The organism is Crossiella cryophila (assembly GCF_014204915.1).
In the GTDB taxonomy this organism is placed as follows: domain Bacteria; phylum Actinomycetota; class Actinomycetes; order Mycobacteriales; family Pseudonocardiaceae; genus Crossiella; species Crossiella cryophila.
Genome location: NZ_JACHMH010000001.1, coordinates 6,309,059 through 6,323,501, shown reverse-complemented (window position 1 = coordinate 6,323,501; position 14,443 = coordinate 6,309,059). Strand labels below are relative to the sequence as shown.

The following is a 14,443-nucleotide window of genomic DNA, read 5'->3' as shown; positions in this document are numbered from 1 at the left end:
CAACATCATGAACGAGCCCACCGAACTTCCGGACATCCTCAACAGTCCACAGTGGACTCATGAGGATCTCGCCCAAATCCTCGAAGTCGCGAGCGCGGCAAACAACGTCCTCGCGGCCACTGCGCGTTCCCAACCCTCAGCATGGGAAGAGACCAAGCGCGCGGCCGCTTGCCGGGTGGCTCTGGGCACGTTGCATCAGCTGCAGGCGCGGCTCATCACCGCGGTCCAGCGCGCCGCTGCGATCGGCGAATACCAACTGGCCGTGTACCTGTGCGAGGCGCTCGGGCAGCACCTGCTGGCGCACTTCGACAACGTCACGGTGGGCATCTGCAGCTACCGAACCGCCATTCAGTCGGCCCAGGCATGGGGCTCGAACCTGGCCGAAAGCAGGCTGCGGTCCGGCCTGGCGTCCCTGCTGGTCGACTCCTGCCACAGCCGGTCTGTCGTTGAACTCGCCAAGCACGAAGTCCACCTCGCATCCCTGCTGATCAAAGCCAACACGGGAACTGCGGATGTCGACGAAGCTGAGGAGCTTGCCGCCGGCGCCCTGGCAAAGATCGCCCGTAGAGCGGGCGATCTGGAGTCGGCTGAACGGTACGCGATCGACGCCGTGGCGGTGGGTCGGCAGGTGTCGGACGCGCAGACGCAGGGGATGCACACGTGGCTGTTGGCGGAGATCATCGCCGATCAGGGGCATTATCAGGCAGCGCAGCAGCACTTCTTCGCGGCGATGGGGCTGTTGGCCGCCGCCGGAGATGACCTCGGCCTGGCGCGGGTGTTCGCTGCTCGATGCCGCCTCGGGCTGCACCAGTTCCGCGCCCACGACCATCTGGTGGATGCCGTCACCGCGGTCCGGATGCTGCGATACCTCGGCTATCCCCGGTACCTGGCCGTGGCGAAGGCGTGGAAGGCGGTCATCCACCACGAACTCGGCCAGCGCGCGGAGGCCGACCAGGAGCGCGCCGAAGCACTCGCGCTGGTCCGGCCGGGAACTCCGTCGGCCCTGGCGGTGCAGGAGGTGCTGGACCTGCCAGCGTCCCTGCCGCAGGCGGCGATGCTCACCGGCCTGCGGCGCCTCGATAGCTCGACGCGGGCAGCCGGCTCACCATCGGCACCGCCCGCGGTGGCCCGCGTTCTCCCGTCCCAGTCGCCCTGGCGCCTCGTAGGCCGGGCCGGCGAACTGGACCTGCTGACCAAGGCCAGCGACACGATCACGGTGACCGCGCCCATGGTGGTCGGGATCAGCGGCCTTACCGGCATCGGCAAAACGGCCCTCGCGCTCAGGTGGGCCCACGGCGTCGGTCGCGACAGAGCCCGCTTCCCCGACGGGCTTCTACATGCCGTGCTTGATCACGGCGCGCTGTCACCGGAGCTGGCCACCAGCATCGCCCTGGACCAGTTCCTGCGGGCGCTCGGTGTTCCGGTCACCGAGATCGACGCCTCCAGCGCGCTGGAGGCCAAGCGCGCGCTGTTCCGGCGGGTGACCGCGGGCAAGCGGTTGTTGATGGTGCTCGACGACGTCGTTGATCCCGAGATGGTCCCGTTCCTGTTGCCGGGATCGCCGCACAGCATGGTGATCGTCACCAGTGTCGACGCGCTCCCGCCTTGCAGCGCCGGGCAGGTCGAGATCAGCCTGGACAGGTTGTCCACCGCCGTGTCCACCACGCTGCTGGCCAACGTTCTGGGCACCGAACGAGTTGAGGAGGAACGGCCTGCGGCCCGGCGTATCGCGTACGTGTGCGCGGGTATCCCGGTCGCGTTGTTGATCGTTGCCGCTGGCCTGGCACCCCAGCCGACCGTGTCGCTCGCCGAGGTGGCCACCTCGCTGGAGAACGCCTTGTCCAGCAACGACTCCACGCTCGACGCGGTACTGCAGGTGGCGTGCTCCTGGCTGCCAGAGGCGACGGTTCGTGACTATCGGCGGCTGTCCCTGTTGCCGCTGACCACGCTGAGCCCGTCGATCACCGCGGCCGCACTCGGCCGATCCACGGTGGACGAAGGACTCGAACTACTGGAAACGCTCGCCGACCGCGGTCTACTCACCCGCGAGGCCCCTGCGCGTTACTGCATTCCCGATGCCCTCGGCCCGTTGCTGCACAAGCTGGCCGGCACCGCGGAGGGGCTCAGGGCGTGCAACAAGGTGATCAGCAACGGCATCACCCAGCTCGGCTACGAGGCTGCGATCGTCGGACAACGCGCGGCGGGCGAACGCGAAAGCCTGCGCATGTGGCTGGGCAACCGCCAGTCACCAGTGGGCGCTGTCCCGCCCGCCACCCAACTCGCTGGCGCCGACGCGTACGCCTGGCTGGAGCGCGAGAGGATCTCGGTCATCCAGGCCACGATCGCCGCCATCGACCGGTCGAACCTGTCGCTGGCCTGGATGACCTCCGTCGCGTTGGGACGGTTGTGCCTGTGCCACGGCGGTGTTCCGGAAGGCATGAACCTGCTGAAGTTGGCGACCGAGTGCATCCGGGACGGCGCCCGCGAGCACGACCGGCGCAAGCCCGGCCGATACCGCACGATCCAGGTGCAGATGCTGACCATGTTCAGCGTGGTCTCCCTCTGCGGAGTTCGCGCCGTCCCATCGCACGACCGCGGTGAGTTCGTGCAGGAGACCGAACAGCACCTCCACCAGGCGCGCCAACTGGCCGGGAGCCAACAGTCGATGGTGGTGAAGGCACTGGCCGATGCCACCCGCGTCGCCCAGCCACACCTTGACGACCGCGAGGTTGCCGAAACCCTGCACCGGCTGGCGATCGACAACGCTCACCACGGCGACGACCAGCGAGCGCGTGGGCTGCACACCTGGGTGCTGGGCACGATCCGGATGGCCGAAGCCAAGGACGAGGAGGCGTTGACCGCCTTCCAGACCGCCGACCAGCTCCTGCTTGACCCGGTCGACAAGGCCGCGGTGCTGCTTTCGGCCGCAGTGCTCTTCGCCGACCAGCGACGCCTGGACCGCGGCATCGGGGTGCTGGAGCACGCCGCCACCCTGCTCCAGCAGCCCGAGCATGCGGACCTGCTGGCCAAGGTGCACGCCGCCTGCGCGCTGCTGTCGGGGATGCGCAATGACCGGCGCCAGGCGATCGCCTTCCGCGACGCCGCGCTGGCCGTGCTGCCCGAGGCCCCCGACGACGAGCTGCTTGCCGCCGCGCTCAAGCCGCTGGAGGACTGGTGAGCACCACCCAGCTCCGGGCCGCCGAGTTGCAGGCCGAGGAAATCGACCGGCTGTGGGATGCAGGACTCACCGGTCGCCAGATCGGGGAGAGGCTCGGCCTGGCCCCAAGGGCGGTCAACAAGCTGCTCCGGGTCACCCGCAGTGATCCGCCGCGGCGAACCTGGACCTGGCTCGCCGGCCCGAAGCGGATCGCGGCCCTCGTGTGGCTCAACCAGAAGCGCCCGACGATGAGCATCGACGACCTCTCCGAGGTCACCGGGCGATCGCCGCAGGCCATCCGGAGGTGCTTGAAAGAGGACCTGAACCAGTGGAGCGAGAAGGAGAAGGCTGACGCCCTCCAGCAGTTCCCCGACCCATTCGACACCGGCACCGTCCCCACAGCTGAACGGCACGCTTGGCAGCAGGTTGTCCAGCACGAAGTCCCCCTGCCTGGCCGCCGTGGTGCCCACTGCCGGAAGCGTCCTGTCCAGAGAACAACACTCTCCGAACTGGACCCCAGCCGGCACCAGCTCGGGTTGGTCTCGACAGCGATGACCGGTGCAGCACGCGCTCATCCTCACGCCGAGGCGCCCACAATCGGTCTCCCGGCAGCAGGCGCGCCCGCGATCCGGCCCGTCCACCCAACGGTGAGCACCCGGCCCCTGGTCGACGTCACGTTGTTCAGTACCAAGAACCACGGTGCCCGGTCGTCCCGCCCAGAACAGGTGCGCTCCGCACTGACTGCCTGGCATCTGCGCCACGAACGGCATTTCACTACCGCGGAGGTCGCCTACATCCTCGGGCGGAGCGCCTCCGCCGTTGGCCACTACCTACGACAGCTCAAGCCCAGCGCCACTCGGCCGCGGACCGGCGGGCACCGCGCGAATGCGGATGACCGACCCGAGCCACCTTGCAACGCCACCTTCCCGCCGATCGAGCGGCCATGACGCCCTTGGACCGCCCACGCGGGGCGGACGAGAAGTGCTCGGTCACCGGGGATTGGTGCGACCTGGCCGACATTCCCCGCCTCGACCCGGCCACCGGCGGGAAGTACTGGCCTTGCAAGCGCTGCGGGCTGTTGCTGTGGCCAGTCACCGAGTTACCGACACCTGTGCCTTCCCGGCGGGACCGCGGTCTCGCGGCCGTGGGTACGCCAGCCACCTGAACCCGACCGAATCGCCGCATCCCAGGTGAATGGAGAAGATCATGACCGCAGTGCTCAACAACGGCGTCACCGGCGCATCGCTCGTGTCCGACGAACTGTTCAACAGGCTGGTCACCAGGATCGTCACCAGGGAGGGCCTGGACCGCCCGGAGGCCGAAGCCGTCATGGCCGACGCGCTGGCCTTCCTCAAAGCCTGCTCGGTTCCCCACGGCCGCCCGCTGGTGCCCTCCGCCAAGGTCGACATCGGCTGGCACACCTTCATCCTGGACACCCTGGAGTACGAGCGGTTCTGCTGGAACCTCGCCGGCCGCTTCCTCCACCACGTCCCCACCGACCCCAGCGAAGGCGAGGACGGCGGCGAAGACCAAGCCGCGGCCCTCGCCCGGACCGTGGCGGCCATCCACTCCACCGGGCTGACCCTCCACCCGGAACTGTGGGAAAGGTGCGCGGGTGACTGCGAGGCGAAGGACTGCCGGGCGAAGGACTGCTCGCAGTGTCACGCCGGTTGCTCCGACCGCCCACGGCACGGCGCCGCCTGATCGACACCTCGTACCGGAGAAGATGAGGCGTGATGCAACGTCGCCGGTGGGAAGACCTGCCCACCTCCGTGCGGGAAGCCGTCCAGCAGCAGTGCGGTCCCGTCACCGCGGTGGACTACGCCACCACCGGGGTGAACTCCGCCTTCGCCGCCACCCTGCACACGGAGGACGGGTTGGTCTTCTGCAAGGGCACGACCGACACCACCTCGGCCGCCCACCGCACCGAGGTGCGGGTAGCCCCCTACCTCCCGGCAGTTGCGGCGCCACGCCTTCTCTGGCACACCGACGAATCAGGTTGGCTGCTGCTCGGCTTCGAGCACGTCGCCGGGCAGCACGCCGACCTCTCGCCGGAGTCCCCGCACATCGACCTCGTCGTGGAGGCGTTACACATCCTCACCGAGGCACTTACGCCTTGCCCTCCGGTAGAGGTACCCCACCTGTCAGACAAGCTGGCCCGGGTCGCCCCCTGGCGCCGGCTTCGGCAAGCCCCGCCGAAGGAGTTGGAGCCGTGGCGGGACCGCTTCGACGAGTTCATTGCCCTGGAGGGCGTGGCAATCGAGGCGGTCCGCGGGGACTCGTTGGCCCACACCGACCTCAACCCGCTCAACATCCTCATCACCGACCGAGCCAAGATCATCGACTGGGCCTGGGCCCACCGAGCCGCCCCCTGGGTCGATTCGGCCCACCTGGTGATCCGCCTCATCGCGTCCGGGCACGCACCGCAGGACGCGGAGGCGCGAGCGGCGTCCCTTCGTGGGGGGTCCGGCTCCGCACCCGAGAAACTCACGGCCTTCGCCGTGACGGTGTTCGGCTGGTGGGAGTGGCTTCGAGTGAAATACCCTGCGCCGCAACGAGCCCGGCTTGTCGAGGCTGCCAGCACCTGGGCTGCTTACCGGCTTAGCGAGACGCGTCTCCGATAGCCCAACTGGTCGGAAGTCCGGTGACGCACAGCTATAGAACTTTTGGCTGCGGTGGCGTGGGAGCACCCGGGCAGGGCGCATCAGGTCGGCGTGAAGGCAGCATGTGGTGAGATCACTGTCCGGGGTGGCTGCAAGGTCTGGTGGGAATTTCACCGGAATAGCTCAACGCCATCACCATATTGCCAGCTCAAGTGCTAGGGTTCTATTCGATTTCAACCCAAACAGCTGCAGCAGATCACCGGAATGGGTACCACTATCTGCCCTAGCATGCGGACATGCCGACGGCCAGCCTCATATTGGAGTATGTCAAGGTCCTGATCTGGCCCGCTGCGATTGGCCTTGCGCTGTACTTGGCAGCCACCCTGGTTGCGCACCGGCTCACCAGACCCGAGTCCGCGGCGATAGGTACCCGCGCTGTGTCCTGGGACGAGCTGAACAAGGGCCGCGCCGGAAAGGTGACAGCCTCGATCGCGGACGCTGAGGAACTCGCCTCACTGGAGGCTGCACCACCGGCGAATCCCGTGGTGCATCTGCAGCAGGCAATCCGTCTCGTCCCGTCGGACTATCGCGATGCCGCCCGACAGATCAGCGACCACTTCCGGGCCGGTCATGTGGTGATTGTCGACCTCGCCGCCGCGGACGAGGCCACGGCCTGTCGCCTGGTCGATTTCTGCAGCGGGACAACGCTGGTATCACGCGGGGTTTTCTATCAGGTGTCCAGCACCGTGGTGTTGCTGACGCCACGGATCGACTGACACGACTGGTCCAAGCCAGGGGGCACGATGACAACCGAGCAAGAGCAGCAGCGGGGCGTTGCGGCGAGCGAGCAACTCCTCGTAATGAACCATCAGATCCGGCAGATCGAACACCACATCGCAATCGCCCGACGGCGACGGCGGTTGGCTATCTTGTCCTACTTCCTCGGCCCCGTGCTGCTGCTGTTGCTGTACGTACTCTTTTGGCTTCCGTGGTTCGACGCCGTCACTCTCACCGCCATCTGTGTTCCAGGCTTCCCTTTGGCCATCGGCTTCTGCGTACTCGCAGCCTTCCTGAGTCGAAATCCTGGCGGCCCGGCCGGAACTCTCCAGGACAAAAAACAGGGGCGTCAAACGGAAAGTCAGCTGGAACTTGAGCTGGCCAAAGCGCGCGACAGCCGCAAGCTGAAAGTTGCGCTCGGCACTTACGAATCGCGAACCAGAAAGCTGATTTACAAGGAAGACGCCTACGCAGACATTGATAAGCTACGCAAGGACAGTAAGCTCTATCGTCACGTCAACAACCTCCTCCAGGGCGTGCTGATCGTTGGTTCGCTGGCGGCGACCGGCTCTTCGGCCCTCTCCGCAGAACTTGAGCAGCTTCGCTGGGTCACGTTCGGCATCACCTTTTTTGTCGGTGTCTCCAGCGGATTCATGGGCTACTACAAGTATAAGGAGCGTAGCTTCTACCTGCAGCAAACCGCAGATGCGATTGAACACGAATGGGAAGCGTTTGAGGTCGGTGTCGGGCGGTATAAGCGGGCCAAGGACGAAGACCAGGCACTGTCGGACTTCGTCGAAGAGGTGCATCGGCTGAAATCGGAACAACGCAAGCGACAGCAAAATCTCGAACAGCCACCCGAGACCCGCAGCGCGAACGAGGTTTGATCGTTCTCGCTTGGCCTTACACTAAATGTCAGATCAGCGGGAGATCCGGCGGTATGTGCAAGGCGAAGAGGATTAGCGAGTGGATGCAGCTGACCACCGCGGCGATGGGCTCTTGCGCAGCCGGTGACGTGGTGTCCGCCACAGCCTGTGACGCCTGAAGATCGTCGTCGATCCGGCCTAGGAGGGTGGCCAGGTTGTGCTGACGGTCGGCCTAGGCCGTGTCGATCTCCTCCAACGGCAGGGCCTGATCTTCCATGCACCGGACCAGGGCGATGTGCTCGACGTCGGAGGGGCGGTAGTTGCCGCCGGTGCGTTCGGCCGGGGTGAGCAGGCCGAGATTTGGTGTAGTTGTCCACGGACCGGTTGACGGCGAGGCCACCACTTCCGCACTTTGGTTCAAGTGCCAGTACCCGCGGAGCGACTGGGAAGACCCTCCCGCAGCGGTTAAGATCGCACATGCAGATCGCGACCTTCGTCATCGCCGTGGCCGGCTGGGTAACAGCCGCGCTCGCACTGGGCTGGAACATCGCGTCGTGGCTGTTGACCGGAGGCCGCGGCCGGGTCGAACTCGCCGTCGGCTTCGTCGAAAGGCTCTCGACGCGTTACGTCCTCTTTCCGCTGTCACGTGGCGGCATCGACCAGGCGCGCCGAGAGATGCAGCGGAACAGCGTCGACGGCGACCTGGCGTACTTCATCACGGTGCGCAATGTCGGGAGAACAGCGTTGACTGTCCGCTCGGTTCAGTTCCGCGCTGAGACACGGGAGGCATTCGGCACCCTCGGTGGAGGCGACTGGGGGGCGAAGCTACCCGCTCGTGTCGAGACCGGTGACAGTATCACCATCGGCATGAACGCGGTCTGGTTGCACGAAATGGGAGCGCTTGTGCGCCGCAAGCACTCCCTGGCGGCGGCCACCCTGCGCGGCGAAGCCGACCTCGGCACCGGCAAGACGGTCATCAGCAAGCACAGGCTCGTTATTCACGACGACCCCGACTAGTCGGGACAACGGCGCGTTCACTCGACGTCGTGCGGTTCAGACGACGGCGCACTTGGGGGTGGCACTAATGGGGCGAGGCGCAGGGTTGAAGATCGGGGACACTCCGGCGCGTATTCGCTCGCCTCTGGCGGATCCACCTGTTCGACAAATCGCAGGTAGCGCAGTACGGTGTTCCACATGAACCCGTGGACTCCACGGGGACGCTATGTATGGGGGTTCGAGTCCCCCCTCGGACACAATCTTGTGGCACATTTGCCACATCTGACGTTGTCGTGTTCAAGCACGCATGAACACACTTCCTTCACCTCTCCCGGGGTTCCCCGGTCAGTGCACGACCTGGGCGTTGGTGCACGTCCTCGGCACGAACACGATCACGCCTGCGCAGGCTCCGCGTCCACCACGGCTTGCCCTGTACACGGTCACTCCCGTCGTGCGCTGGGCCGCCTCTCGGAAGTCGCTGCCCCTGTGGGCAGGCACGCGGGCAACACCGTCCACTATGGCCGGTGCGGCCCTAAGGTGCGCGCCATGGGGAGAACGACGCGCGCTGCGTTGCTGGTGCTGTTGCTGGGTGGGCTGGGGTTGACTACGTCGGCCGTTGCGGTGGCGGCGGAGGCGTCGGTTGGGGTGGCGATCCAGAGCCGGGGTGAGGGTGGCGGGTCGGGTGGGCTGACCATGACTGTGACCAACCGGGGGGAGCGGGCGTGCAAGCTGGCTGCCACGCCGGCTGGCACGGTGGAGGTGCTGTCGGTCACCAGGGATGGGCAGGCGGTGGAGCCGGAGTTCATCCAGACCGCTTACCACGCTGGGTTTGATGGGATGTTCGCTGCCGCTACCCGGGAGGTGGGGCCGGGGCAGAGTTTGTCCTTTTCGCTGACGCGGGATGGTGTGCTGGACACGGTGACGCCGATGGCTGGTGGCGGGCTTGGTGCGCGTTGGGCGTTGGAGCAGGCTGGTCGGTACGCGGTGACCGCCGCCTACCGGATGCCGCAGGACGTGGAGATCGGCGAGGGTGCGGTGTGCGGGGCGGCGAGTGCGCCTGTTACGGCCGCGCTTGTGGTGGGGCAGCCTGGTGGGAATGGTTTGTCCTGGTTGGTGATCGGTGGGATCTCGGCCGGTGCGCTGGTACTGGTGCTGCTGGTTGTGTTGCTGTTGCGGCGGCGTCGGCGTACCGGGGTGGTGGCGCTGGTGTTGTTGGCTGTGGTGGTCGGGCAGTTCGCGCCGATGCGGACGGCACAGGCGACCATCAAGGTTGTCGGGGGTGATGATGGGTTTGGGGCTGCGGTCGCGGGCTGTTTGTCGATGTTCCGGGGTAATGATCCCAAGGGGCCGCCGCGGGGGGCGCTGGATCCGGCGAAGATCATGCCTTACCTGGATGGCACCTACAAGGTGTGGATCAAGCCGGTCACGGGGCAGACCAATGTCGAGACTCGCAGCACCGCGGAGTGGTCCTCGATTTACTGGGATCCCAGTGACAACAGTCCGCTGATCGGGGATCCCGGCGTCTCCTACGACGCCTGTTCGGCGCTCTACCACGAGCTGACGCACGCCTTCGACGCCGGGAACAACCAGTTGCCCGAAGGGGAATGTGGCGCGGCCAAGCCCACCAAGGCCGGCAAACGGGTGCCCACCAAGGATGTCCGGGCGGTCCGGGCGGAGAACGAGTTCCGGGCCAGCCAGGGCTTGCCGCCGCGAAACAACTACGGTGGCGCCCAGCTCCCGCCCGGCAAGGAGCTGGACGCGGCGAAGATCAAGGCCCAATGTGGTGAGGACAAGAACAAGACGCCGGCCAAGGGTGGGTCGGATCGGAGCAAGCTGGTGCCCGGCGGGAGTGTCGGTGATCCGCACCTGACCACCTTCGACCGCAGGGAGTACGACTTCCAGGCAGTGGGGGAGTTCGTGCTCGCCAAGTCGCCGCAGTGGGAGGTGCAGGTTCGGCAGAGTCCGCTCGCCGGTAGCCGCACCGTCTCGGTCAACCAGCAGGTCGCGTTGCGCGCTGGTGCGGACCGGGTGGTCTTCGACCTCGCCGCCGACTCGGGTGAGCAGCGGATCCTGGTCAACGGCAAGCAGATCAGTCCGGCCGATGAGCGGCTGCCCGGTGGTGGGCGGATCGTGGCCACCGACTCGGGGCACACCGTGCGCTTCCCGGATGGCAGTGAGGCCGATATCGACCCGATCGGTCGCTGGGGGCTGCATGTGCTGTTGTTCCCGCGTCCGGAACTGGCTGGGAAGCTCAGTGGACTGCTCGGCGACCTCAATGGCGACCCTGGCAACGATCTGTCCACAAAGGATGGTCGGCCATTGCCGGAGAAGCCTTCCAGGGAACAGCTTTACGGTGAGTTCGCCGATCGTTGGCGGGTTGGGGCCGAGTCGCTGCTGGACTATCCGGGCGGGCGCGGCACCGCCGACTACACCGACCGGTCCTTCCCGGACAAGGAGGTCGTGGTCGCCGACCTGCCCGCGCCGCGCCGCGAGGCCGCCGCTCGCCGTTGCGCCGCGCTGGGTCTGTCCGGCCAGGCTTTGGACGGTTGCACGCTGGACCTGGCGCTCACCGGCCAGCCCGCCTTCGCCCGCAGCGCGGCCGCGATGGCCGACACCCTGTCCCGGGGCCCGGAACCCAAGCGGGTCAACGGTGATCAGGGGGTGCTGCGCGACGGCTCGACGGTGTCCGGCCGGGTGAGCAAGCCCGGCATGGTGCACACCTATCGGCTGGAACTGGGCGAGGCCACCGTGTTCCGGCTGCACGAGGTCCGCGGCGACCTCCTGGACCGCGGCAAACTGGAGATCAAACTCGAGGGTTACTACGATCCGGACTCGCCCGGCTTCACCATCACCAGCGTGTACCAGTACCGGATCGTCAAGGGCGGCAAGTACACCTTGACGGTGACCGGTGACGACGGCGCGACCGGGTCCTTCGCCTTCCGGCTCAACACCGCCAAGGAACGGCGCCTGCCGGTCAGCCTCGGCGAGACGGTGCGGGGCAGGCTGGACGTGCCGGGCCGGGTCGACCTGTACGCCTTCCAGGCCACCGAGGCGGTGCAGCTGGTTCCAGTGGACGGCACCGGCTGCGAGATCACCATGGCCCTGGTCGAGGACTCCGCGGCGCCGTCGGCGCACACGCCGCACGGGGTCTGCTACGGCGTCGGGATGGGCCGGTTGGAGCCTGGGCGGCGGTACCTGCTGGCGGTGTGGTCGGCGGAGGGCCGGACCGGGCCGTACTCGTTCCGGCTGACCGGGGAAGGCTGATCCAGAAGTTAGGCTTGCCTAAGTGCCGAGTGCTTCCTGGGAGGGCCGATGTCAGAACACACCGCCACCTTCGACCACCTCATCCACTGGGTGGGCGACGTCGGGGCGGCCATGGCCTCCTACGACGCGCTCGGCCTGCCAACCCACGCCGCACTCACCATGCCCGGGTTCCGCAACGCCGCCTGGGGCGTTGACGATGAACGGTACGTCGAGCTGGCCGCGGTGGACGACTGGGCGGCCGTGGCGAACTCCAAGTACGCCGAGGGCTTGCGGATCCTCAAGCCCGCCGTCGACGTACTCGACGGGCCTGGCCTGCTGACCTTCGCCGTCGACGTGCCGGACGCGCGGGCGACCGCGGCCCGGTTGCGCCAGGCCGGACGGGAGGTCGAGGAGATCGAGGTGTGGTTCGAGGAGCGGGACGCGGGGTTCGTCGAGGTGTTCGTCCGGGACGCGCCGACGTACTTCCCCTTCTTCATCACCTACTCCCCGCCCCGTGCCGAGATCGCCCGCATGCGCGCGGAGCACCGGGCGAGCCAGGGCATCACCTTGGCGAGCCGCCCCGACCTGGTCGCCCTGCTGGCCCGCAGCCCCGAGCCCGCGGCCGACGCCCGGCTGCTCGCCGATCTCGTCGGGTGTCCGGCCGTCGGTGACACGGTGGCTCTGCCCGGCGCGGAGGTGCGCTTCACCGAGGGCAGCCCGGCCGGTCTGTACGGCATCGCGGTCCGCGGCCTGGACCCGTCGGCGGCACCGGCCGAGTTGGCGGGGCTGACGGTGGTCGCCGAAACCTGATGGGCGCTCAGGAAGGCTGGTCCGGCGGCGTTGGGCTTACGCCCCGGTAGGGCAGGGTCTGGCTGTAGACGATGTTGGTCGTGGTGCTGCCGAAGGCGGTCAGCTCGTTGACCACCTGCTCCAGGTAGGGCATTGACGGGGCGGCGACCTTGAGCAGGTAGCAGTCCTCGCCGGTGGTGCGCAGGCATTCCAGGATCTCGGGGCGTTCGGCGAGCAGCCGGTGCAGCGGCTCGTGCTGGCTGCCGGGGTACTTCAGGCGCACCACGGCCAGCACCCGGTAGCCCACCTTGTCCAGGTCGACGGTGGCGCGGTAGCCGGTGATGATCCCGGTGCTCTCCAGGCGTTTCACGCGTTCGGTGGTGGCCGAGGCGCTGAGGTTGACCCGGCGGCCCAGCTCGGTGAGCGGGATGCGGCCGTCCCGTTGCAGCTCGGCGAGGATCGCCCAGTCGGTCAGGTCCAGGGTCTCGATCATCTGGCGAATTTACCGTGGAATCCTTGGCGTGCGCCGTCGAACGCCGGGAACAGTCCCTTCTGCGGCCGGGGTGTGCTGACCTAGCCTTGATCGCGTGTTGATCGGCGTGAACGTCCCGAACTTCGGTCCCGGCACCAGCCCGGCCGTGCTGCGCGACTGGGCGCGGACGGTGGAGGGTCTGGGTTTCGACCTGCTCATGGTCTCCGACCACGTGGTGGTGACACCCGATGTGGCCGAGCAGTACCCTGCCCCGTTCTACGAGCCGTTCACCACGCTGTCCTGGCTGGCCGGGGTCACCGAGCGGATCAGGCTGGGCACGACCGTGCTGATCGCGCCCTACCGGCACCCGCTGCTGGTCGCGCGGATGGCGGCGAACCTGAGTGAACTCAGTGGCGACCGGCTGGTGCTCGGGGTGGGGATCGGCTGGGCGCGCCAGGAGTTCGCCGCGCTCGGGATTCCGTTCCAGCGCCGCGGCGCGCTGACCGACGAGCTGATCACCACCGTGCGCGCGGCGTGGCGGGACGCGGGTTACCGCGCGGGCCGCATCCCGATCTGGGTGGGCGGCAACAGCGACGCCGCGCTCCGCCGCGCGGTCCGGCTCGGCGACGCCTGGCACCCGCTGCGGCAGAGCGCCGAGCAGTGGCGGGAATCCCTGGCCCGACTGGGACAGGTCGCCGCCGCCGAGGAACGCCCGCTGCCCGAGCCGGCACCGCGCATCCTGCTGCGGCTGACCGAGCGGTCGCTGGCGGAGCGGCGGCTGGGCGAGGGCACGCTCGAACAGGTCGTGGGCGATCTGGACCGGCTGCGTGCCGACGGCGCGCGGGCCGTGGTGCTGGACCCGTTCGTCGGCGATCCGGAGGAGACGCGGCATCCGGAACCCGCCTGGCAGGCACTGGCCGCGGTACGAAAGGAATTCCGGTGAACGAAGAACACCTGCGGCGGGCCATCGCGCTGGCGGCCGAGGCTCGGGCAGGCGGGAACCCGCCGTTCGGCTCACTGCTGGTCGGGCCGGACGGGTCCGTGCTCGCGGAGGAACGCAACTCCAGCCTCACCGACAACGACATCACCGCGCACCCCGAGCTGAAGCTGGCCCGCTGGGCGGCCCGGTCACTGGACGCGGACACGGCCGCCGGAACCACCATGTACACCAGTTGCCAGCCGTGCGGGATGTGCGCGGGCGCGTTGGCGCGCTCGGGGATCGGGCAGGTGGTCTTCGCGCTGTCGGGCGAGCAGCTCAACGGGTTGAAGACCGCAGGCGGCTTTCCGGAGGTGCCCATCGACGGGCCGTATCTGTATGAGGAGGCGAAGGTCCCGGTGGAGGGGTACTACGCCTAGGAATCGCGCCGGCATCGTCGGGCACGCGTGGCCGGAGCGGGCGACATGAACTCCGGCCACGCCATCCTCGACCAGCCGGTCAGTAAAGGAAAAATGCTCCCGGCAAGTGCTCCAGTCGCCGCCACAACCGACCCGAAACGCACCGCGCGACGTGGCCGCACTGGAAGTTAGCGAACGTACGTAC

13 protein-coding genes are annotated in these 14,443 nt (G+C 67.7%); 11 read left to right on the top strand and 2 right to left on the bottom strand.

Going from position 1 to position 14,443, the window contains the following annotated elements; genetic code table 11:
- The first annotated feature begins 7 nt into the window (after positions 1 to 7).
- From HNR67_RS27880 to HNR67_RS27855, 6 genes are all read left to right on the top strand, one after another.
- Positions 8 to 3,178 (top strand): NB-ARC domain-containing protein, encoded by a 3,171-nt coding sequence (locus HNR67_RS27880; RefSeq protein ID WP_185005177.1) that lies wholly within the window; start codon positions 8 to 10, stop codon positions 3,176 to 3,178.
- A complete protein-coding gene (locus HNR67_RS27875) occupies positions 3,175 to 4,104 on the top strand; it encodes a hypothetical protein (protein ID WP_185005176.1) in 930 nt (309 codons plus the stop codon). Before HNR67_RS27880 ends, HNR67_RS27875 begins: the two co-directional genes overlap by 4 nt.
- A gap of 259 nt (positions 4,105 to 4,363) precedes the next feature.
- The gene (locus HNR67_RS27870; RefSeq protein WP_185005175.1) at positions 4,364 to 4,861 is read left to right on the top strand and encodes a glycine-rich domain-containing protein; all 498 of its coding nucleotides are present in this window, start codon (positions 4,364 to 4,366) and stop codon (positions 4,859 to 4,861) included.
- A 29-nt stretch (positions 4,862 to 4,890) separates the two neighbouring features.
- Positions 4,891 to 5,781 carry a phosphotransferase family protein gene (locus tag HNR67_RS27865; RefSeq protein ID WP_185005174.1) on the top strand — a complete coding sequence of 297 codons (891 nt, stop codon included), beginning with the start codon at positions 4,891 to 4,893 and terminating at the stop codon, positions 5,779 to 5,781.
- Positions 5,782 to 6,056: 275 nt separating this feature from the next.
- Positions 6,057 to 6,536: a cell division protein SepF gene (sepF, locus tag HNR67_RS27860; protein WP_185005173.1), complete on the top strand. Its 480-nt coding sequence runs from the start codon at positions 6,057 to 6,059 to the stop codon at positions 6,534 to 6,536.
- A gap of 27 nt (positions 6,537 to 6,563) precedes the next feature.
- On the top strand, positions 6,564 to 7,424 hold the full coding sequence (locus HNR67_RS27855) for a DUF4231 domain-containing protein (RefSeq protein WP_246492607.1): 861 nt from the start codon (positions 6,564 to 6,566) through the stop codon (positions 7,422 to 7,424).
- Between the two features lie 211 nt (positions 7,425 to 7,635).
- Here the strand turns inward: HNR67_RS27855 and HNR67_RS27850 are convergent, their stop codons facing one another.
- Positions 7,636 to 7,803, bottom strand: a complete 168-nt coding sequence (locus HNR67_RS27850) for a helix-turn-helix domain-containing protein (protein WP_185005172.1) — start codon at positions 7,801 to 7,803, stop codon at positions 7,636 to 7,638.
- Positions 7,804 to 7,880: 77 nt separating this feature from the next.
- On the opposite strand from HNR67_RS27850, the gene HNR67_RS27845 reads away from it, so the two are divergent.
- The 3 genes from HNR67_RS27845 to HNR67_RS27835 all read left to right on the top strand — a co-directional run bounded on the left by HNR67_RS27845 (position 7,881) and on the right by HNR67_RS27835 (position 12,452).
- The gene (locus HNR67_RS27845; RefSeq protein WP_185005171.1) at positions 7,881 to 8,420 is read left to right on the top strand and encodes a hypothetical protein; all 540 of its coding nucleotides are present in this window, start codon (positions 7,881 to 7,883) and stop codon (positions 8,418 to 8,420) included.
- Between the two features lie 525 nt (positions 8,421 to 8,945).
- Positions 8,946 to 11,663: a VWD domain-containing protein gene (locus tag HNR67_RS27840; protein ID WP_185005170.1), complete on the top strand. Its 2,718-nt coding sequence runs from the start codon at positions 8,946 to 8,948 to the stop codon at positions 11,661 to 11,663.
- Positions 11,664 to 11,711: 48 nt separating this feature from the next.
- Complete coding sequence (locus HNR67_RS27835) at positions 11,712 to 12,452, top strand: VOC family protein (protein ID WP_185005169.1); 741 nt, start codon at positions 11,712 to 11,714, stop codon at positions 12,450 to 12,452.
- A 7-nt stretch (positions 12,453 to 12,459) separates the two neighbouring features.
- Here HNR67_RS27835 and HNR67_RS27830 read toward each other — a convergent pair whose 3' ends face one another.
- The gene (locus tag HNR67_RS27830) at positions 12,460 to 12,924 is read right to left on the bottom strand and encodes an Lrp/AsnC family transcriptional regulator (RefSeq protein ID WP_185005168.1); all 465 of its coding nucleotides are present in this window, start codon (positions 12,922 to 12,924) and stop codon (positions 12,460 to 12,462) included.
- A 94-nt stretch (positions 12,925 to 13,018) separates the two neighbouring features.
- Between HNR67_RS27830 and HNR67_RS27825 the strand changes: the two genes are divergently transcribed.
- Both HNR67_RS27825 and HNR67_RS27820 read left to right on the top strand, forming a co-directional pair.
- Positions 13,019 to 13,846 carry an LLM class flavin-dependent oxidoreductase gene (locus HNR67_RS27825; protein ID WP_185005167.1) on the top strand — a complete coding sequence of 276 codons (828 nt, stop codon included), beginning with the start codon at positions 13,019 to 13,021 and terminating at the stop codon, positions 13,844 to 13,846.
- Positions 13,843 to 14,259 carry a nucleoside deaminase gene (locus HNR67_RS27820; RefSeq protein WP_407645142.1) on the top strand — a complete coding sequence of 139 codons (417 nt, stop codon included), beginning with the start codon at positions 13,843 to 13,845 and terminating at the stop codon, positions 14,257 to 14,259. The genes HNR67_RS27825 and HNR67_RS27820 overlap by 4 nt, the downstream gene beginning before the upstream one ends.
- The last annotated feature ends 184 nt before the right edge of the window (positions 14,260 to 14,443 follow it).

Bases quoted from the DNA above. Each gene is read 5' to 3' on its own strand.
- HNR67_RS27880 (WP_185005177.1), top strand. From the start codon at position 8: ATGAACGAGCCCACCGAACTTCCGGACATCCTCAACAGTCCACAGTGG.
- HNR67_RS27870 (WP_185005175.1), top strand. From the start codon at position 4,364: ATGACCGCAGTGCTCAACAACGGCGTCACCGGCGCATCGCTCGTGTCC.
- sepF (WP_185005173.1), top strand. From the start codon at position 6,057: ATGCCGACGGCCAGCCTCATATTGGAGTATGTCAAGGTCCTGATCTGG.
- HNR67_RS27855 (WP_246492607.1), top strand. From the start codon at position 6,564: ATGACAACCGAGCAAGAGCAGCAGCGGGGCGTTGCGGCGAGCGAGCAA.
- HNR67_RS27845 (WP_185005171.1), top strand. From the start codon at position 7,881: ATGCAGATCGCGACCTTCGTCATCGCCGTGGCCGGCTGGGTAACAGCC.
- HNR67_RS27840 (WP_185005170.1), top strand. From the start codon at position 8,946: ATGGGGAGAACGACGCGCGCTGCGTTGCTGGTGCTGTTGCTGGGTGGG.
- HNR67_RS27835 (WP_185005169.1), top strand. From the start codon at position 11,712: ATGTCAGAACACACCGCCACCTTCGACCACCTCATCCACTGGGTGGGC.
- HNR67_RS27830 (WP_185005168.1), bottom strand. From the start codon at position 12,924: ATGATCGAGACCCTGGACCTGACCGACTGGGCGATCCTCGCCGAGCTG.